This window comes from Borrelia parkeri, assembly GCF_023035815.1.
In the GTDB taxonomy this organism is placed as follows: Bacteria; Spirochaetota; Spirochaetia; order Borreliales; family Borreliaceae; genus Borrelia; species Borrelia parkeri.
Map to the genome: position 1 here is coordinate 1 of NZ_CP073165.1, position 18,100 is coordinate 18,100.

General features: G+C 28.1%; 19 protein-coding genes and 3 pseudogenes. 12 read left to right on the forward strand and 10 right to left on the reverse strand.

Going from position 1 to position 18,100, the window contains the following annotated elements:
* Positions 1-161 precede the first annotated feature (161 nt).
* The 6 genes and pseudogenes from bpSLO_RS05995 to bdr (bpSLO_RS06020) all read right to left on the reverse strand — a co-directional run bounded on the left by bpSLO_RS05995 (position 162) and on the right by bdr (bpSLO_RS06020) (position 6,064).
* On the reverse strand, positions 162-641 hold the full coding sequence (locus bpSLO_RS05995) for a hypothetical protein (RefSeq protein ID WP_246989997.1): 480 nt from the start codon (positions 639-641) through the stop codon (positions 162-164).
* Between the two features lie 128 nt (positions 642-769).
* Complete coding sequence (locus tag bpSLO_RS06000; RefSeq protein WP_246989998.1) at positions 770-1,051, reverse strand: hypothetical protein; 282 nt, start codon at positions 1,049-1,051, stop codon at positions 770-772.
* Between the two features lie 838 nt (positions 1,052-1,889).
* On the reverse strand, positions 1,890-2,783 hold the full coding sequence (locus tag bpSLO_RS06005; protein ID WP_246989999.1) for a P12 family lipoprotein: 894 nt from the start codon (positions 2,781-2,783) through the stop codon (positions 1,890-1,892).
* Between the two features lie 338 nt (positions 2,784-3,121).
* Positions 3,122-4,205 (reverse strand): annotated as a pseudogene (locus bpSLO_RS06010) (variable large family protein).
* A gap of 119 nt (positions 4,206-4,324) precedes the next feature.
* Positions 4,325-5,395 carry a variable large family protein gene (locus bpSLO_RS06015; protein WP_246990013.1) on the reverse strand — a complete coding sequence of 357 codons (1,071 nt, stop codon included), beginning with the start codon at positions 5,393-5,395 and terminating at the stop codon, positions 4,325-4,327.
* 222 nt (positions 5,396-5,617) lie between these two features.
* Positions 5,618-6,064: a Bdr family repetitive protein gene (bdr, locus tag bpSLO_RS06020; RefSeq protein ID WP_246990000.1), complete on the reverse strand. Its 447-nt coding sequence runs from the start codon at positions 6,062-6,064 to the stop codon at positions 5,618-5,620.
* A 251-nt stretch (positions 6,065-6,315) separates the two neighbouring features.
* Here bdr (bpSLO_RS06020) and bpSLO_RS06025 point away from each other — a divergent pair, with 251 nt between their 5' ends.
* Positions 6,316-6,735 (forward strand): Mlp family lipoprotein, encoded by a 420-nt coding sequence (locus bpSLO_RS06025; RefSeq protein WP_246990001.1) that lies wholly within the window; start codon positions 6,316-6,318, stop codon positions 6,733-6,735.
* A gap of 15 nt (positions 6,736-6,750) precedes the next feature.
* Here bpSLO_RS06025 and bpSLO_RS06030 read toward each other — a convergent pair whose 3' ends face one another.
* From bpSLO_RS06030 to bpSLO_RS06040, 3 genes are all read right to left on the reverse strand, one after another.
* Positions 6,751-7,062 (reverse strand): hypothetical protein, encoded by a 312-nt coding sequence (locus bpSLO_RS06030; RefSeq protein ID WP_246990002.1) that lies wholly within the window; start codon positions 7,060-7,062, stop codon positions 6,751-6,753.
* A 221-nt stretch (positions 7,063-7,283) separates the two neighbouring features.
* The gene (locus tag bpSLO_RS06035) at positions 7,284-7,436 is read right to left on the reverse strand and encodes a hypothetical protein (RefSeq protein WP_246990003.1); all 153 of its coding nucleotides are present in this window, start codon (positions 7,434-7,436) and stop codon (positions 7,284-7,286) included.
* Positions 7,437-7,585: 149 nt separating this feature from the next.
* Complete coding sequence (locus bpSLO_RS06040; RefSeq protein WP_246990004.1) at positions 7,586-7,753, reverse strand: hypothetical protein; 168 nt, start codon at positions 7,751-7,753, stop codon at positions 7,586-7,588.
* 187 nt (positions 7,754-7,940) lie between these two features.
* Between bpSLO_RS06040 and bpSLO_RS06045 the strand changes: the two genes are divergently transcribed.
* The 11 genes and pseudogenes from bpSLO_RS06045 to bpSLO_RS06090 all read left to right on the forward strand — a co-directional run bounded on the left by bpSLO_RS06045 (position 7,941) and on the right by bpSLO_RS06090 (position 16,561).
* Entirely contained in the window at positions 7,941-9,038 is a 1,098-nt protein-coding gene (locus tag bpSLO_RS06045; RefSeq protein WP_246990005.1) for a plasmid maintenance protein, read from the forward strand.
* A 9-nt stretch (positions 9,039-9,047) separates the two neighbouring features.
* On the forward strand, positions 9,048-9,611 hold the full coding sequence (locus bpSLO_RS06050) for a DUF226 domain-containing protein (protein ID WP_246990006.1): 564 nt from the start codon (positions 9,048-9,050) through the stop codon (positions 9,609-9,611).
* The gene (locus tag bpSLO_RS06055) at positions 9,587-10,417 is read left to right on the forward strand and encodes a ParA family protein (RefSeq protein ID WP_246990007.1); all 831 of its coding nucleotides are present in this window, start codon (positions 9,587-9,589) and stop codon (positions 10,415-10,417) included. The genes bpSLO_RS06050 and bpSLO_RS06055 overlap by 25 nt, the downstream gene beginning before the upstream one ends.
* A 9-nt stretch (positions 10,418-10,426) precedes the next feature.
* Entirely contained in the window at positions 10,427-11,008 is a 582-nt protein-coding gene (locus bpSLO_RS06060; RefSeq protein WP_246990008.1) for a chromosome replication/partitioning protein, read from the forward strand.
* A gap of 15 nt (positions 11,009-11,023) precedes the next feature.
* A pseudogene (bdr, locus tag bpSLO_RS06065) lies at positions 11,024-11,202 on the forward strand (Bdr family repetitive protein); the annotation flags it as partial.
* Between the two features lie 461 nt (positions 11,203-11,663).
* Positions 11,664-11,834, forward strand: a complete 171-nt coding sequence (locus bpSLO_RS06070) for a hypothetical protein (protein ID WP_246990009.1) — start codon at positions 11,664-11,666, stop codon at positions 11,832-11,834.
* The gene (locus tag bpSLO_RS08020) at positions 11,831-12,070 is read left to right on the forward strand and encodes an ERF family protein (RefSeq protein ID WP_281506687.1); all 240 of its coding nucleotides are present in this window, start codon (positions 11,831-11,833) and stop codon (positions 12,068-12,070) included. Before bpSLO_RS06070 ends, bpSLO_RS08020 begins: the two co-directional genes overlap by 4 nt.
* 56 nt (positions 12,071-12,126) lie before the next feature.
* Positions 12,127-12,618 (forward strand): hypothetical protein, encoded by a 492-nt coding sequence (locus tag bpSLO_RS08025; RefSeq protein ID WP_281506688.1) that lies wholly within the window; start codon positions 12,127-12,129, stop codon positions 12,616-12,618.
* Positions 12,619-12,640: 22 nt separating this feature from the next.
* Positions 12,641-13,612, forward strand: a pseudogene (locus bpSLO_RS06080) (variable large family protein); the annotation flags it as partial.
* Between the two features lie 522 nt (positions 13,613-14,134).
* A complete protein-coding gene (locus bpSLO_RS06085; RefSeq protein ID WP_246990010.1) occupies positions 14,135-15,019 on the forward strand; it encodes a P12 family lipoprotein in 885 nt (294 codons plus the stop codon).
* A gap of 684 nt (positions 15,020-15,703) precedes the next feature.
* The gene (locus tag bpSLO_RS06090; RefSeq protein ID WP_246990011.1) at positions 15,704-16,561 is read left to right on the forward strand and encodes a complement regulator-acquiring protein; all 858 of its coding nucleotides are present in this window, start codon (positions 15,704-15,706) and stop codon (positions 16,559-16,561) included.
* Between the two features lie 83 nt (positions 16,562-16,644).
* Here the strand turns inward: bpSLO_RS06090 and bpSLO_RS06095 are convergent, their stop codons facing one another.
* Positions 16,645-17,892 (reverse strand): hypothetical protein, encoded by a 1,248-nt coding sequence (locus tag bpSLO_RS06095; protein WP_246990012.1) that lies wholly within the window; start codon positions 17,890-17,892, stop codon positions 16,645-16,647.
* Positions 17,893-18,100 lie beyond the last annotated feature (208 nt).

Consider the following 18,100-nt stretch of genomic DNA (forward strand, 5'->3'; position numbering starts at 1 on the left):
TAGTTAAATTGTTTTTAGTATAATACTTCTAAATTAAACAAATTACAAAACACAACAATAGAGTTTAATATTATTTAAACCCTATTTAACTTAAATATCATACTCTAAAAAAGTAATAAAATTATTAATTACATATTGCTTTACCATCAACATGATATGTATTACTTTTTATCAAAACCTAATGCTTCATGTGCTGCCTTTAAATCAGCAAAATCTTTTTTTGCTTGTTCCATGGAAGTCCTTAAACTATCTAAGTTTGTTTCTACTTGCTTAAATACACTTCCTGCACTACTTAAACTAATTTTTGCCTTCGAAATACTATCTACAATAAAACCTACATAATAATAACCATTTGACCTTATCTGTGCTAAATGCCTTAAAGCAGACTCAGTAGAACTCTTTGCATGCTCAGCATAACTTTTTGCATTTTGTAATGCATTAAATTGCTCCTTATATCGCACCATTGCAATATTTCTACTACCCCTAACTTTCTCAATTGCTTGATATAAATTTATCTTCACATTTTGATCAATACCATTTCCATTAGAACCTCTTGCCCTATCAAGATCAGAATTAGCTTTAATAATATTAGCTTGCATACTCTCAATCTCTGACAATGATGAACTTACCTCACTATGCATTGCCTCAATAGTTACTAATTTACGACTAACCTTGCTATTAATTTCATTAACCTCATCATCGTAACTAACAAGATAAGATTCTTCCTCTTCAGTTAACCTATTAGATTGAGATATAGACTGTTTTTGCCCTACTCTATCTTCAGGTCTTTTCTCTTTAAGCTCCTGATCAATACCTTTTTTTGTAAGTTTTTTTGATTTATTTTTATACCCTCTTCAATCCTTGCAACAACATCTACTTGCTCTTCTTTAATTTCTTGATTTTCTTCTTTAGACTTTAAATCTTCTACCTTTTTGTTTTCTTCTAAAAATTTTTCTCTTGATTTATCTAACAATTTATTAAGGGCCTTTATATCACATGATAAAAAACATAACAATGCTAGCACGCATACTGATAAAACACTTCTCTTCATATCTCCCTCCTGGGATATCAAATTATATATTATAAATTAATAATGATTATTATATTAAATAATAATCATTATTAATTTATAATATATATCACTTTATCTAAAATACAAATTATTTTAATTAAAATTCTCTATTTTTTTTATTACCTCTTTAAAAAGACGTAGTACTACTACTATGTTTTACACTACTATTATTATTTATTTAAAACTATTACCTTTATCTTAATATTGTTAAGTTGTGGTTTCAATGCAAACAACTACAATCTTAAATAATTCCTAAAATGATCAAAAATAGATTAATATCAATTAGTATAATTTTATATACATGAAAACATATCACCTGTATGACCTTTTAAATCACAAGAAAATCTTTACTTTAAATGACCTTTTTTATATCCATGATTCCTTATTTTTATGCACTAGCTGTTATTTCTGCTATCTTAACAGCTTCTCTATACGGATTTATCTTCTTGAATAACTATAGTTTGTCAATAAATATGCTCCTTAACATAAAACTTAAAACTACTTGTTTATATAGACTTGTATGTTCATTATTCATTAAGAATCTATAAGCTCATCATATAATCAACAAACTTGATAAAGCCTTTATCTAAAACCTTATATTCCTTATTTAATAAATCATCTCTTTCAATATCAGTATTCAAAATCAATTACCCCTCAAAGCTTTAAAAGAATTTACTAGTTATTCAATTTAAATCATTATATAGTTTTTAGAAACTTATTTAAATAAAATTAAAGAGAGTTCCTTATAAAAGAACTCTTCTTGAAAATACTAATATTATAAAATATTTAAATCTTTCAGTCTTTATCTTGAAAGATTCTATAGAACAGTTTTTGCCTCACTAATAAGTTCTTCTATTTCTTTTATCTTTGCCATTGCTTCAATTAACTTCACAGAAGAAGATTCTAATTGTTTTAACGCATTCTCTGCTTCTCTTAGTGCCTGTCTAGCTAAAAAATCACTGTCTACTTTTCTTGACCAGTAACTCCTACGTTTATTTCTCAATCTTTCAATCATAGATTCTCTTAAAGTTTTTTCAGCTTTTTCAAAAAAATATTTTGCGGATTCTAGCTCATTAAATCCACTATCGACTTCATTCATAAGCCTCTCGAGATTCGATCTTTCATCATTGAACTTATTTTGCAATTGAGTTAACTTTCTTATCTTTTCTATATTTTCCTTACGCTTTTTGGTTAGTGATATTCTTTCACTCTGAAATTTTCCCATTATATCATAAAAATCAGCTCTTCCTAGCTCATATCTATCTTTAAACTCAAGTGCATTCTTAATTATTAATTGCTGGAATCCAGAATCTCCAAGAGCACTTTTTATATTTTCAATTTCTTCTTGTGCTTTGATCTCTTCATCAGTACTTGGGGTTAAGTCCTCTTCTTTTATCTCTATTTCTTCTTGAGAATAGTATGGATAGAACATTGGCATTCCCTTTTCCACATTATCTGCATTGACAGAAATTACTGGGGCTACAGGCACTACCTGCATGTCTTGTTTTATTTCTACACCCTCTTCAAAAGCATCTATAACAACTTCTTTTTGTTCCTGATTTTCTTGTTTATGGTTTAAATCTTTATTATCTTTGCTTTCATCTAAAACTTTTTCCCTTACTTCATTTAATAAATCATTAAGGGCATTGATATCACATGATAACAAACATAATAATGCTAGTATACATACTGATAAAATACTTCTCTTCATATCTCCCTCCTGGGATATTAGATTATTTAATTATTAAATCTCGATATTGAAATACAATAATTACTGGTAAGTGTACACCCTTTTATTTTAAATAACAAAAATAAATTTCATAAAACCCCGGTTATTTGATTCTGTAATAATTAAAGGCAATTCAAAATTATTTTAATAAAATAAAATTAATTACTTACACCTATTAATATGGAACTGGTTAAAAGTTACTGTCTTATCTTTAGTACAAATATCTATATAAATAAAATCCAAAAAGGAAAACGAATCTCATAAAGAGATAAAAGTTTTCCTCAAATGACTTTATTTAGTAGATTATTTAAATAGATAATTTATTTAGTAACAGCGGATTGAGTAGTAGTAGCTTCAGTTGATTCAGTAGTACTTTCAGAATATTGTATTCCCTTAACAGCTTCTCTTATCTTATCTAGATTGCTTTCTACTGTTTCCCTAATTATAAAATTAAGTACTCCTAATACTTTATTTACAGCAGTTACAGCAGCTGCCTTAACTGCTCCAGCTTCATTAGCAGCATTACTAAACTTACCACCTTTAGTTATGGCTTTAAGAGCAACAGCAGCAGCTAGGTCTGCATTACTCTTTGCACCAGCATTATCAACCCCAGTTCCAGCAGCTAATGCCCCAGCTTCATTAGTATTGTCACCAGAAACATTACCTGTTTTGACTTTAGTATTTTTGATTTTATTAATCATAGCCCATGGATCAGCTTTAGATATTTCAGCTGCTAAAGCAGGACCAGAATTAGCATCAGGAGCCGCACCAGCATTTTTACCAACAAGTGCAGCAGGTGCAGTAGCACCACCCCCAGCTACCGGACTACCAGCATCTCCAGCATTAATCTTTACGCCAGACTTATCTGCTGCATTAATGATATTTTTAACTTCTGCAATAATGGTTTCAACACTATCTTTGTCAGCAGCTACTGCAGCCGAAGCACTAGCAGTATCACCAATATCAGTAGCACTATCATTAGTTACCCCAGCAAGTTTAGTTAGAGCGGCAACTAGTTTTTCAAAAACTCCATTTGCTCCTTTAATTGCATCCTCAACTAATTTAATTGTGCTGCTATCAATATTTTTTGCTTCAGATATTTTACTTGATAGCTCATTTAACTTATTCTTAGTAGTTGTAAGTCCATCTCCGATCGTCTCAAAGTGTTCACCAACTTTACTTTTCTTATCACCCGATTTAACTGCTGTAAATTCAAAAGCATCCCCCAATAGCATTACCAAAAAAGCCAAAAATCTCGTAAAACCCATGACCTATCTTAACTAATGAATCTAAGAAAGTATTCTTACTCTCAGCAGCCAATTTCTCAGCTTGAAGTTGTCCACTTCCACAACTAAGAAGTAAAAATAAAGTCATCAATAATGCACTTAAAGTAATTCTTTTCATTATCACGTGCCTCCTTATTTACTCAAGGGGGTAAGATATAGATAAAAGGAAAACAATTCTCATAAAGAGAAAAGTTTTCCTCAAATGACTTTATTTAGTAGATTATTTAATTAAATAATTTATTTAGTAGCAGGTTGAGTAGTCGTACTAGCTTCAGTTGATTCAGTAGTAGTTTCAGAGTACTGTATTTCCTTAACAGCTTCTCTTATCTTATCTAGATTGCTTGATACTGTTTTCCTAATTATCACGTCGAGGACTCCTAATACTTTATTTACAGCAGTTACAGCAGCTGCTTTAACTCCTACAACTTCATTAGCAGTAGCACTAAGTTTACCACCTTTAGTCATGGCTTTAAGAGCTACGGCTGCTGCTAAATCTGAATTGGTCTTTGCTCCTGCTGCATTAGCAGTAGCTGCACCAGTAGCTAACGCTCCAGCTTCATTATTATTGTTGGCAGCAGGTTCAGCATTGTCGGTCTTAACATTTTTAATCTTATCAATCATAGCCCATGGATCTGCCTTAGCAACTTCATCTGCTAGTTTAGGACCATCACCAGCATCAGGAGCAGCATTGTGAACCACAACTTTAAGTCCATTTGCATTAGGTACCGCAACACCAGGATCACCGGGTTTGATTTCTATTCCAGACTTTCCTGCTTCTGCAATAATTGTTTGAATTCCCCCAATAATGGCTTCAACCCCAGCCTTTTCAGCAGCCTCTGTAGTAGCAGCACTAGCAGTATCACCAATGTCAGAACCATCATTAATTACCCCAGCAAGTTTAGTTAGAGCAGCAATTAGTTGTTCAAAGACATCATTTGCACTGCTAATTGCACCCTTAACAGCTTCAATTGTACTGCTATTAGCATTTTTTGCTTCAGATATTTTATTTGACAGCTCATTTAACTTATTCTTAGTATCACCTAAACCTTTTTTTATCTTCTCAAAGTGTTCACCAACTTTACTTCTCTTATCACCCGATTTAACTGCTGTAAATCCCAAAGCATCACCAATAGCATTACCAAAAAAGCCAAAAATCTCTTGAAATCCATGACCTATCTTAACTAATGAATCTAAGAAAACATTCTTATTTTCAGCAGCCAATTTCTCAGCTTGAAGTTGTCCACTGCCACAGCTAAGAAGTAAAAATAAAGTCATTAATAATGCACAAAAAGTAATTCTTTTCATTATCACGTGCCTCCTTTTTCACTCAGGGGCAAAATGGTTAACAAGTTTTGGTAAGCATAAAAACAAAACCTAAGAGTATAGGATTATAATCTTAAAATCTTAAAGAGATTGAGCATAATATAACAATAAACAAAATTTATTGTTATCAATAAAAATTTTATTGGTTTTGATAATAAAAATAATTGATATATAATCAATTAAAAAAAAGGTTTACTTAATTCAAATTTACTTACTTAACAATGAATAGACTATGGATATTAATGTTAAAAATATTCCTATATTAAGGGTAATAATTGTTCCAAACATCCAACCATGAAGTCTTAATGTACTCTTAAGTTCCATCTTGTTAACATCAATCTTATTATCCAGATCTTTAATATTAGATTTTAACTCATTCCTAACAATATCAATCTTGTTATCAAGTTCAGTTTTAACAGAAATAATCTCAGATTTTAAACTACGTTCTAACATCTCAAGCTTAAGATTAAAATTACTCTCTAAATACTCAATATCTTTATAAGTCAATTCATTACGATAATATCTTTTAGAGAGATCATTTGCAATAAAATCTTGCATTCCCATCTTTACAAATTCTTGATATATAATCTCCTCTGTAATATGTCCATTAAAAATTTGTGTACTCTCAACAGAATGTAGTGATGAATCTTGCATAAAATTCCCTTATGTAATTATTATATAATATTTTAAGTATTATAGGAACCTTATTTTAGTAAAATGGGCTTTAAAAGTACGCATACTTAGAGTCAATAACATATATGATGCTGATAGGCTATCTAATGAATCATCATCACTCTTACCATCTCCTTTGTACTTATAAATATCAGATATAGCTTAAGTACATGTACATTAAAGATGTGTAAATAGAGATATATTTTTAAAACAAAAAAGATAAGGAGATTTATATGAATAAAATTAATTTTATTTTGGTTTTATTACTACTAATTAGTAGTTGTGAATATGAGCATGGAAATGCTACACCTAAGAGTAGAGTTAAAAGAAACTTGGAAGAACAATCAGAAGTACAAAAAACACCTGAAGAAGTGTTAAAAGAAAAGTTAAATGATACTGAAAAATCAAATCTGAATTTCTTAAAAGAGGCTCTGGGGAGTGAAAGTGATTTCAACAAATTTTTAAATCATGATGAATCTAAAATAAAGGAAGCCCTTAATCATATACATACTGAGCTCACAAAATGTACAGGTGATAATGCTAGCCAGCAAAAAGAAACTTTTAAACAAGTAGTAAAAGGAGCCCTTAATGGTGGTGAAAACTTAGATAATTTTAAAAACCAAGCATCAAGCACTTGTGAAGCAGGAAGTTAAATAAACCTCCCATGATCAAAGATGAAAGTTAAGAAAGATAGATTTAAGAAAGATAGATTTAAAAGAAAAAGGCAACAAAAACTCTAGATAAATAAGTGTAAAAAAGAATAAATTAAACTCGTTATAAAAATGGTAAGAGTAACTATAAAATTCGAATTTGAAATCTATATCACACAAATCTTGATATAAAAAGCTATTCTTTAAAAAATCTGTGATAATAACACTCAGCTCGTCTAAATCAATATTCTTAATATCAATATCACTATTTGACTTTAAAGATTTGGCAATACTACTAACTTTCTGTTCCAATCTTGAAACCTCAGTCATTACATAACTAATAAAATCATCATCTCTATCAATTACACAGTTGACTAACCCACCACCTATGATAAAAAATAAATTTCCCTTGTTTAAACCTGTACATAAAGCTGCATTTGTACTTGAACATAATACTTAAAGAAATATTTATCTTCTAAAAAATTAGAAAGTCTATTGTATTCAATAGCAGAACTCTTTAAGTAAAAATTATCACTAACTTTGATCTCAAGTTACTGTGCTTCGTCTGTGATACCCACAAACCATCCACCAATTATCAAACCAACTAATATCTCACAATCTTTAATTTTTTTGTAATAATTATATTTATCAACGCCGTTTGCATATTTGTTTTTATGTAACACCTCAATATTACCCACGTGCATACGTACAAATTCCCTAAATCCTAGATTTTCTAGTTCCTTTCCCTTCCTATAGCTTTAAGTATTCGCTCTCGCATCAATTTTTCTAAAGAATCAGCACCAATAAACATGCTTCCAACTTCACTTGCACCTATACTCTTTAAGACTTTTCTTTAAATACTAAAATCAACCTTAATATTAAACTTAAAACATTCATCCTTACCAATTTTTGGTAACTTACGTCCTATTCCACTTATTTTACTTACTTGTTTTTGTTTACCCTGAAGTTTTTCTTGACTCTTATATGCAAATGATTCAGAACCCTTAAACACCATCTGCATGTACAAACTAAATTGTTGCATCCCTACCTCTGATCTTTACTCATTTATTTTTGTTACATTTATCATATTTGATCTCCTTATTATTTGTTTTTTAACAAAAAAATATTTTTTATTAAAGACTAGTTTACTTTCTGGTAATAATTACGTTATTATGATTAGTAATAGAACAAATAATAAGGAGTTTCAAATGAGGAGCACAAAAAAACCTATAAATAAACATCAACACAAATTAATCGTTTTAGTATCAACATTAGATTACGTGAACTTGAACCTTAAAAAATATACTCAAAGCAACATACTTTATTACTTTAATAACAATATGAACAAAAATGGCCAAAAGCCTATTAAACTTAAAACACTACAAAGCTATCTCTATAAATTAGAAAAAGTATTTAAAGTGACAATCAATTATTACAAACATTTGGGTGTTAACATGGGTACTGAAATTCATTACAAACTTAAATATTCTAAAAAAGAATGTTACCGCATAATCAATAAACACTTTAGAGATAAAAAAGAAGAAAGACACAAAAATCGTGTTAATGAATATCTTGAAAAGACTTGCACTAAAAATAGCAGTGTAGAAAAATGGGAATGTTCTAATAATTATTATAATAATAAAGAAGAAAATAAAAATAACACAAAAACCATAGAAAAATTACAAATAGAAAAATACGCTAGGAAATGCAATTTTACATCAAATGCTTTCCTCTCTATTTTGAATTTAGAAGCGAAAAAAGATTTTAAAATTCAATTACTGAAAGCCATTAAAATAGCTGAAAATAGTGGGTACAAAAGAATCAATGATATTAAACCAAATAACAGTAAACTTGCAAGTAAACAAAAAGAATTAAGTAAAATACTAGACAAAATAAAAGCTGATCTGGAGAATAGAGGGTATGACACCAAGCAATTAAAAACCCAAATACAAAACGTATATGAACAATATAAAAATAAACCCCACTTTATCATAGAAAAAGATAAATACAGTGATTTAAAGAAGATAATAGAAAAACTTAAAAAAACAGTTGAATTTGCTAATAAAAACACACAGAAAAATGAGAGAGACATTAGGAATAACATCTTTAGCATACTTCTTGAACAATTAAGACATAAAGTAGACGTATCGGTTTTGGTACCAATATTAAAGAATTATTTAAACAAACAGAACAAATTAGAATACGACAAGGTATTTAGTAACCATTACTACTGTGAACTTTTAGAGTTAATGGAAGGTAATAAAAATTATCTACAATTAGAAGAATCTAAAAAAATTACTAGTTAAGGATTAGTTATGCAGAGTGTGTTAGAACGCCTTAAAGAGAAAAAGTTAGAAATTAAGGATAAATTGAAAAGCAGAGGTCTTTTTATAAAAATAGAAAAAATTGATAACAAAACAATATATCACACAAAGATGATGAATGATTTATATACGTTTGGAGTTCATAGAAGACAAAATAATAAGTTTTTTATCGCATTTAGAGGATTATTTAATCAAGCAAAAATAACACCTTTTAATTTATTTTCTATAAAAGGAGATGATAAATTTTTAGGTATTTATTATGGTTATAGAAAACCAGTACAAAATATCATAACAAAATATGAAGAAAATGGCTTTATGAGGTCATATACCTTCTCAAAGGTTTATTACATAGAATTTAGATTTAAAAAAGGAAGTGTGTTTTGTTATATTAAGGGAATATCTCGTTTGATTAAGCAAAAAAAATCAGAGACACAATATAGTCAATTTTTACTTGAACTAATAATTAATTTAGAAGAACAAGTATACGATTTTTACAGTAAAAAATTACCAGAAGGAGGCATTATAACTAAATGGATAGAAAAAAACCTAAAGTAATTACGATCGCATCAATTAAAGGAGGTGTTGGAAAAAGTACAAGTGCTATCATATTTGCAACATTATTATCCCAAAAACATAAAGTACTTTTAATCGATATGGATACCCAAGCTTCGGTTACTAGTTATTTCTTTAACGAGATAAAAGAAAAAAATATAAATTTAATGGAAAAAAATATATGTGAAGTTTTAAAAGGAGATTTAGAGATTGCTAATGCAATTTTTAATATTGAAAGTAGTTTAGATTTACTTCCTAGTTATTTAACCTTACATAGTTTAAATGAAGATTTTTATTGTGCAAATAGGCATAAATCTATTGATTTAAAGCTAAAGGTAGAATTAAGGAGGTTAAAAGTAAAGTATGATTACATAGTGATTGATACTAATCCTAGTTTAGATTTTACATTAAAATGTTCTTTAAATTCTACTGATTATATAATAGTTCCAATGACAGCTGAGAAATGGACAATTGAAAGCTATGAACTTTTAGAGTTTTTCATTAAAAAATTGGAAAGGTTAATACCAATTTTCTTTATTATAACAAGGTTTAAAAAAAATAATACCCATAAAAAATTATTGAAAATAATTCAAGAAAAGGACACCTTTTTAGGTGTCGTATCTGAAAGGGAAAATTTAAATAAAAGAATAGCAAGTAACAGTAATTTTGATTTAAAGTCGGATTATATCATAGAATATGATCAAATATTGAGTAATTTATTATATCGCATAAGTCTTAATAACGATACGATAGGAGTTTCTAGTATAAGTTATCCAGCGCTGGAAAATTATAAAAATTCAACAGAGTAAAGGAAATTTATGAATAAAAAAAATAATGATGAAATAATAATTAATGCAAGAAACTTAAACAATGATAAAAATTCTATTTTATTAACCAATGATGATATTAACATGAGTGATGACCAAAAAAGATTTAAACTTTTAAAAAGTAAGTTAAAGGATAATATAAAAGATGATATCTATAATAAAATAGAAGCCATGCATATTTTAAGAGAGATAAAGGAAAAAGAATATTATAAGTTAGACGGTTATAAAAGTTTTTCTCAATTTATAAAAGATTATAAGTTGGCTAAATCACAGGCCTATTCTTATTTAAGAATAGCTAGTGCTATTCAAGATGGAATTTTGAAAGAAGAATATCTAGTTGAAAATGGTTTTAGGCAGTCTTTATCCTTTTTGGCGGAAAAAGAAAGTACATCAATAAAGAAATCAAGAGTAAATCCAATAAAACCATTAAGATTTCAGCTTAAGAATCAAGAAAGTTATGATTTTTATAAGCAAAATGCTAAGTTTACAAATTTTTTAATGGATGAACTTTTTAAAGACAAAAAAGATTTACTCGAAGAGTTTATGAAGAAATTTAAAAGTTTAAAAGGCTAGGTATAAGGAGTATTTATGAATAATTTAGCATATAAGACATATAGAACAGAATATTATAAAGAAGGAGTTTTTTAATAAGGGATTTACTGAAGAAGCTGTGAATTTTATTTCATAATGATAATTTTAACTTTGAAGTTTTAAGAGAAAAGATGAATTCATTAGAACAGCAAATCATTAATGTAGATAAGAATTTATAAAAGGATGTATCTAATCTAGAAAAAAATTTACTTAAAGAAATACAGAGTAATAATGCGTTACTATTAGAAAAGCTTGGTATAGGAAATAGAATGTTAATTATTATGGCAATGGGATTACCAATAATTATATCTATTGTTATGTTTTTGATAAGTAAGTTCTCTATAAGATAAAAAAGTTATTATAAATAAGGATTGATTTTATTTGCAATTTGTTGTATTTTATGTATCGTTAGTAGTGCTATCATTTTAGTACTACCTTATTATTTTGTTCAATTTAGACAGACTTTAAGTCTTTGTTAGCAAATTTTTCAAGAAAAGGTGCTAACAAAGACTTAATTTTATACTAAATTATTAGTTTTGTACTTAATGATGCTGTCAAAAAATTTTATAAAATTCGACAAATTTAGTTTTTGATATTATTCTTTTTATATATAAAACAAATAATAAGGAAACTAAATATGACAAAAAAAATTGTAAATATAATAACTAGAATGCGTAAAGCAGTTAAGAAACTAAATAAACAACAAGCAATAAAAGTAACAGATATAATAATAAATGAGCAAAGTTCAGTAGTAAATGAAAAACAAGCAGAGATAAACTTTCTAAAGTCTCTCTACAGTTGTGTATGAATTTAGGTGGTGTTGCTAAGAAGCTTAATGGATATGGATATAAATATCAAAATTTTAATGAGGTAATAAGAGAGATAAAGAATGTTATAAAGAGCAATAATTTAGACATTGATTTTGTACAATGTCCAACATTTAAAGTTGCAGGAAATAATACAATTAATGTTGTTACAACAACATTTTATAGTCTCAAGAGTGTATATAGAGAGTCATTTGATATACTTGTTTACAGAGAATGATCCTATTTTTAGGATCAAAAAATCAAATTACATTACCTTAACTTATAGGTTCATATATGACATATGCCAGAAGATATGCTTTTGTAGGATACCTATCAATTGAGATTGAGGTTGACACTGATGCTAGTTCATTGGAGCATATTCAAGAAGCTAATGATAAACTAGCTAATAGTGTAAATGTTCCACTTGTAAATTCTCTCAAGGAAAATAAAGCCTTTAATGTTAAAACAGGAACTAAAAGCATAATAAAACAGCAATCTGTGAGTCATACATCTATAACTAATCTTGAGAGTCTGTCTAAACGTATACCTGCTAAGTATTATTATTACAAGAAATTTCTTCAAGCATCTAAAAAAATGCATGCGGTGTTATATGAGACATTTTTTGATAGTTTAGAAATGATAGATAAGTTTTTAATACAATTAAAGAATGATGATTCTAATATACTTAAGTATTTTGAAACTAAACCAGAACTTAAAACTATAAAGTATTGGAACGACCTTATAAATAATTATTTAACTTATTTTATTTTTTTAATGATAACTTAGATTACTTTAATTACAGAGTGTTAAGAGTAGATTCTTAAAATCTCTTATTAGTTTAAGTAATGACTTCTTAAATGTTTTCACTTCCCTTTCTGATATGGTTGGAGGGGTTTTAGGGTTTAATACTAATACTAAGAAGTCTGATGTTGGGAACTACTTTAAGAAAGTACATGATACTGTTTCATCTACTAAGACATCCCTTGAGAAAATTGTTGCTGATATGAAATCTGATAATAATCCTAATGCTTCTGCAGTTGATACCGCTGTAAAAGCTCTAATTGCTAATACTCTTGATAAGATAATTGATGGTGCTAAAACCGCTAGTGAAGCTATTGGTGATGCTGGTGACTCAATTGGTGATGTTGTTAAAGGTGGTGCTGCTGGTGTTGGTACTAAAGCCGAAGAAGCTTCAGTTAAGTCTCTTAGTGAAGGGATTGGAAAAATTGTAGATGTAGTGCTTAAAAATATAGGAAGTGCTGAGGCTGGAGATGATAAAAAAGCTGAAGATGGTTCTACTGCAAGGGGTAACGATGCTGGTGAAGCAGGTAAATTATTTGGTAATGCAGCTGCTGCTAGTGCTGATGCTGCAAAAAAATCAGCTGCTGATGCAGTTAAAGCAGTAGGAGCAGTAACTGGGGCTGACATATTACAAGCTATGGTTAAAAATGCTGATGCTGCTAAGTTAGCTAAGAATAATGGTGCTGCTAATGCTATTAATGTTAATTCTAAAGATGGGACCATATCAGGGGGTATTGCTTTAAGAGCTATGGCTAAAGATGGTAAATTTGCTAATGTTAATAATGGTGACGCTGATGCGGAGAAAGCAGTTAAGGGAGCAGCTATAAGTGCAGTTACTAAGGCGTTGGATACTCTCACAATAGCAATAAGAAATACTATTGATATAGGGCTTAAGACCCTTAAGGATGCTATGAATATTAATTCTAAAGATACTCTTGTCACTACTGATAAGCAGGTTCCTGAAACTAAGAAGAACTAATAATCAGGACTAAAGAGTATTTAATAACAAATACATAACTAAATAAAGTCATTTTAGGAAAACTATTTCTCTTTATGAGAATTGTTTTCCTTTTTTTGCATTTTAGTAGATTAAATATTTGTACTAAAGATGAGTAAACAAGCTTTGGCTAAACTTTTTTAATTAGGGGTAAATGATTATTCTAAGATTAGTTTTGATTAGTAAGTGAGTAGAATTGTTTATAAAGTAAAGGTAGGAACCAGGTTTCTTAGTTTTTGTTTTTATTGAATGATATGTTTACTTTAGTTGATTGTTTTTTAATTATTTATTTTTTTAAAGTATAAATTGGATTTACTTGATTACAAGTTTTAGATTAGGATTATATTTTTGTTTTTTATTGTATAAATTTACTTAATAAAATATTTTTGTTGCACTTTTAAGTGGGTCAAAGTGACATACTTTATTATTTTAATAATTTATTTTTGATATTTAAAATAAAAGGTGTATATTACATTAAATAATTTAATATCCCAGGAGGGAGATATGAAGAGAAGTATTTTAGCAGTATGTATATTAACATTATTATGTTTGTTATCATGTGATATAAATGTCCTTAATGATTTATTAAATGAAGTGAAGGAAAAGTTTTTAGATGAAAGCAAAGATAATAAAGATTTAAACCATAAACAAGAAAATCAGGAACAAAAAGAAGTTGTTATAGATGGCCTTAAGGAAGAAGTAGAAATACAACAAGATATGGAAGTAAAACCTGTGAATGCGGAATTTGCGGTATCTCAACAATTTTATCCATACTATGTCCAAGAAGAAATAGAGATAAAAGAAGAAGACCTAATACCAAGTACTGAGTACGAAAAAGACGCAGATAAGGCAATTAAAGGGGTAGAAAATGCTCTTAAAAACTCTGGATTTCCTTTATTAATGGAGAGTGCACATGAGCTTAAAGATAAATATGAATTAGTAAGAGTCGATTTTCATAATATAATGGAAAGAATTCAGAATGAAAGAGAATCACTAAGCAAAAGTTATAGGGAGAATAAGGAAAAGATACAAGATTTAAATCGATTACAAGGTTGTTTGAGAGGTGAGATTTTTAATTCTGAGGGTCTTATGAATAAAATTGATATTGCAATTGGTGAATTGGAATCTGCAAAATATTTTTTTGAAGAAGCTGAAAAAACTTTAAAAAAAGCTATTACTGAAAGATTAAGAAAGAAGAAACGTAGAAGTTACTTATCAAGAGGAGTGAATAGTGATTTTTTAGCTCAAAAGTCACGAAGTGAAGCAGAAAATGTTTTAAGTTTATTAGAATCCTCTTCTTCTAATATAGGAGAAGCAATAGGAATAAAGAAAGAGATAGAAAAAGTCATTAAAGAAGCAAAATCTGTTCTAGAGAATCTTTCAAGATAGAGATGGTAAAGATTTAAATATTTTATAATATTAGTATTTTTCAATAAGAGTTCCTTTATAAGGAACTCTTATTGATTTTATTTAAATGAGTTTCTAAAACGAATTACCTTTAAAATTTGACTGTGTATTTATTTTATATTCCCATTTTAAGGTTTTAAATAATGATAAGGAATGTTTATATTTTATGTTAACGCATCATATTTTGTTGGCAAGCTATAGTTAAGAGGGTAAATTATTTATAAATGCTACTGGAATTGAAGAAATTTAAAATAAAAAATAACAATAAAGACTTATCGAGCAAAGACAGTAGTAAATAAAAAAGGTGATTTAAAGTAAAGATTTTCTTATGATTTAAAATGTCAAACAGTAAATATGTTTTTTTGGTTATATATGTATATAGAATTATACTAATAGATATTAATTTATTTTTAATCATTTTAGCAATTAGAGGTGTAAATTGTTTACACCAAAATCATAGCTGAACAATATCAAGATAAAAATAATAGTTAATAATAATATTAGTGTCAAACATAGTACTATGTCTTTTTAAGAGAGAGTAAAAAAAAGATAAGAAAATTTAATTAAAATAATTTGTATTTTAAACAAAGTGATATATATTATAAATTAATAATGATTATTATATTAAATAATAATCATTATTAATTTCAAGGAAGGAGAATATTTATGAGAAAAAACTTATTTATATTTACATTGTTAGTTGTAGGATTAGTATCTTGTGATCTAAATTCTAAATTATTGGGTAATAAAGAAAGAAATAAAGATCTTTCAAAAGAGGTTGTAAATAGTGTTCAAGGAGATGAGGCCTACAAAGAAGTTAATATCAATGGTTTAGAAAAGGTTGTAGATGATATTCAAGGAGATGAACCAGCAAAGGAAGATAAGGATGTTGCTGAGAAGAAAAAATTAATATCTGAACTTAAAAAGGATACCGAAGGTCTTATTAAAGTAGTAAATAAGGATAAGGCTGAAGTTGAGGATGGAAATCAATATGGAATGAAGGATAAAGTATTTAAAGCAGTGACAGATACTGTTAATAATAAGACACTAGATAATGATGAGAATAAGGAAGCAAGAAGATTATTTTATTCCTCTTTGGGATACGATAAAGAGAAAATAAAAGATTTTGCAAATATTCTTAAAAATATCGAAACAGATGATACAAACAAGGGTACATGGATTAAGGATATAATGAGTGCAGGTAGAGAACATCTTCAATCTAATTTTGAGAAAATAATTGATAAAGTAGAAAAGAGTAAAGATAAACTTGATAAATTGAGTCTTGTTGATTTAAAAGAAGTTAAAACAAAGTTTGACGAAATTAAGTCACAAAGAGAAGCTTTTATAAAAGCTGTAGGTAGTCTTATTTCATCTTATAAAGCCAAGACAGGTGGTATTGATTCTGACAGTGAGAAATTAATAAAGCATGTTGAGAGAGAATATAAAGATCTCATTACAGTTAAAATTCCTGGAATGAAATTAGTATATGATAAGATTATAGGTGTTCTAGATACAATTAAGTAATTATTATAATATTTAAATACAAAGGAAGATAGGCTTTGTTAAGCTATCTTCCTATTTTTATTTAGAGTAAGTAAAAATACTATTTATCTGGCAACAATACCTGTGCGAGTAAGTAAGTCTTTTACTAATGTAAGTTTTGAGTATGGATTTCGTAATGCTTGGTATGTTTGGTAATCATTATAAGATGATGTCGGATATGCTTGATGATCTTTGTTATTAAATTCTTGTATTTTTGTAATTAAAGAACTTACTTCAGTTTTGAGTTCATCTAATTTTGTCTTTGCAGACAGGTCGCTTTGTAAATTTCCACCGTAATCATTATAAGTAATCAGAATTGTTGCTGAATTTAAACTCTTCTCAATTTCACTTAGAAGTTTTTTAAGATCTGCTTCTAATTTATCTTTTGTAAACTTGGAGAGTTCTTTTTTTGCCGTTTGTTTTTCATGTTCTTCGGCTCTTATTCCATAATAATTGCTTAATTTGATTCTATGGAATTCAATTGTATCCAAGTCATCTTTTATTTGTTCAGCTATTTTAAGTGCTTGCTCAACACTATCTGTGATATTCTTTAGTTTAAATTTATATTGATTGTCTAATCTGGTTTCTAGCTTAGAATCTGCATCTGCATCTTCGTCAAATTCATATTCCTCAATTGTTATGGAACTGTCAGAGTATGAACCTGATATTATTGGGTTTGAGTCATAATGTGATTTATAGGTATATTCGTATTGAATATTATGTGATTCACCATTTAATGCCTTCAGAGAAGTTTTACTGTTGCCTCTGAGAAGAATATTTGCATTTGAATGATGTTCAACTGTCTTACTGTTTTGATGAGAAGGATTATTAATATTATTTTGATTGGAGTAGGTTGTATCATTATCTAGTGTTGATATGTTGTTGTGTTCTGTTGTATGAGTTAAATCTGTTTTTGCAGGAGTATTAATGGTTATTTTTTGTGTTACTATATTTTCATCAGTATTTGAAGTATTGAATGAAGCGTTATCAAAAATGTTATTACTAGGCAAACTGAATTCTTCTTTTTTTGTCTCAGAGGGAGTTGCAACTAAGATACTTGTTTGAGGTTCAGTTTGTTTAGGTGATATATCTTTTGTACTTTTGCTATTAATTTTAGATAGATGTTTTTCTGAATGCTGATTATCACTAAAAATATTTTTCATAGCTATCTCACTAGCATTCAACATCATGGAGTTTACTTTATCAAGTGTTTTTGAATACTTTTTGTGAATTTCTTCATCAGTAAAAAAGAACTTACAACCAATCAAGCTGAGAAGAAAGGTTAAAGCTAAATATTTATTTTTTAAAATCATATTTTGTTCCTTAAAAGTTACTTACTAATAGATAAGTATATATCAATATGAATGAATTTAATTTATTTAAAACTTATATGACTGATTAGTAACAGAGCCAATATTTGGTAATAGAAGATATATATATTCAAATAACTATCATAAATGATTATTAGGTGGTATGGATTTTAAGAGTAGAGATTATTCTATACTATTAAAAACTAAACTA

Bases quoted from the DNA above. Each gene is read 5' to 3' on its own strand.
- bpSLO_RS05995 (WP_246989997.1), bottom strand. From the start codon at position 641: ATGCATAGTGAGGTAAGTTCATCATTGTCAGAGATTGAGAGTATGCAA.
- bpSLO_RS06000 (WP_246989998.1), bottom strand. From the start codon at position 1,051: ATGAAGAGAAGTGTTTTATCAGTATGCGTGCTAGCATTGTTATGTTTT.
- bpSLO_RS06005 (WP_246989999.1), bottom strand. From the start codon at position 2,783: ATGAAGAGAAGTATTTTATCAGTATGTATACTAGCATTATTATGTTTG.
- bdr (WP_246990000.1), bottom strand. From the start codon at position 6,064: ATGCAAGATTCATCACTACATTCTGTTGAGAGTACACAAATTTTTAAT.
- bpSLO_RS06025 (WP_246990001.1), top strand. From the start codon at position 6,316: ATGAATAAAATTAATTTTATTTTGGTTTTATTACTACTAATTAGTAGT.
- bpSLO_RS06030 (WP_246990002.1), bottom strand. From the start codon at position 7,062: ATGACTGAGGTTTCAAGATTGGAACAGAAAGTTAGTAGTATTGCCAAA.
- bpSLO_RS06035 (WP_246990003.1), bottom strand. From the start codon at position 7,436: ATGCACGTGGGTAATATTGAGGTGTTACATAAAAACAAATATGCAAAC.
- bpSLO_RS06040 (WP_246990004.1), bottom strand. From the start codon at position 7,753: ATGCAGATGGTGTTTAAGGGTTCTGAATCATTTGCATATAAGAGTCAA.
- bpSLO_RS06045 (WP_246990005.1), top strand. From the start codon at position 7,941: ATGAGGAGCACAAAAAAACCTATAAATAAACATCAACACAAATTAATC.
- bpSLO_RS06050 (WP_246990006.1), top strand. From the start codon at position 9,048: ATGCAGAGTGTGTTAGAACGCCTTAAAGAGAAAAAGTTAGAAATTAAG.
- bpSLO_RS06055 (WP_246990007.1), top strand. From the start codon at position 9,587: ATGGATAGAAAAAAACCTAAAGTAATTACGATCGCATCAATTAAAGGA.
- bpSLO_RS06060 (WP_246990008.1), top strand. From the start codon at position 10,427: ATGAATAAAAAAAATAATGATGAAATAATAATTAATGCAAGAAACTTA.
- bpSLO_RS06070 (WP_246990009.1), top strand. From the start codon at position 11,664: ATGACAAAAAAAATTGTAAATATAATAACTAGAATGCGTAAAGCAGTT.
- bpSLO_RS08020 (WP_281506687.1), top strand. From the start codon at position 11,831: ATGAATTTAGGTGGTGTTGCTAAGAAGCTTAATGGATATGGATATAAA.
- bpSLO_RS08025 (WP_281506688.1), top strand. From the start codon at position 12,127: ATGACATATGCCAGAAGATATGCTTTTGTAGGATACCTATCAATTGAG.
- bpSLO_RS06085 (WP_246990010.1), top strand. From the start codon at position 14,135: ATGAAGAGAAGTATTTTAGCAGTATGTATATTAACATTATTATGTTTG.
- bpSLO_RS06090 (WP_246990011.1), top strand. From the start codon at position 15,704: ATGAGAAAAAACTTATTTATATTTACATTGTTAGTTGTAGGATTAGTA.
- bpSLO_RS06095 (WP_246990012.1), bottom strand. From the start codon at position 17,892: ATGATTTTAAAAAATAAATATTTAGCTTTAACCTTTCTTCTCAGCTTG.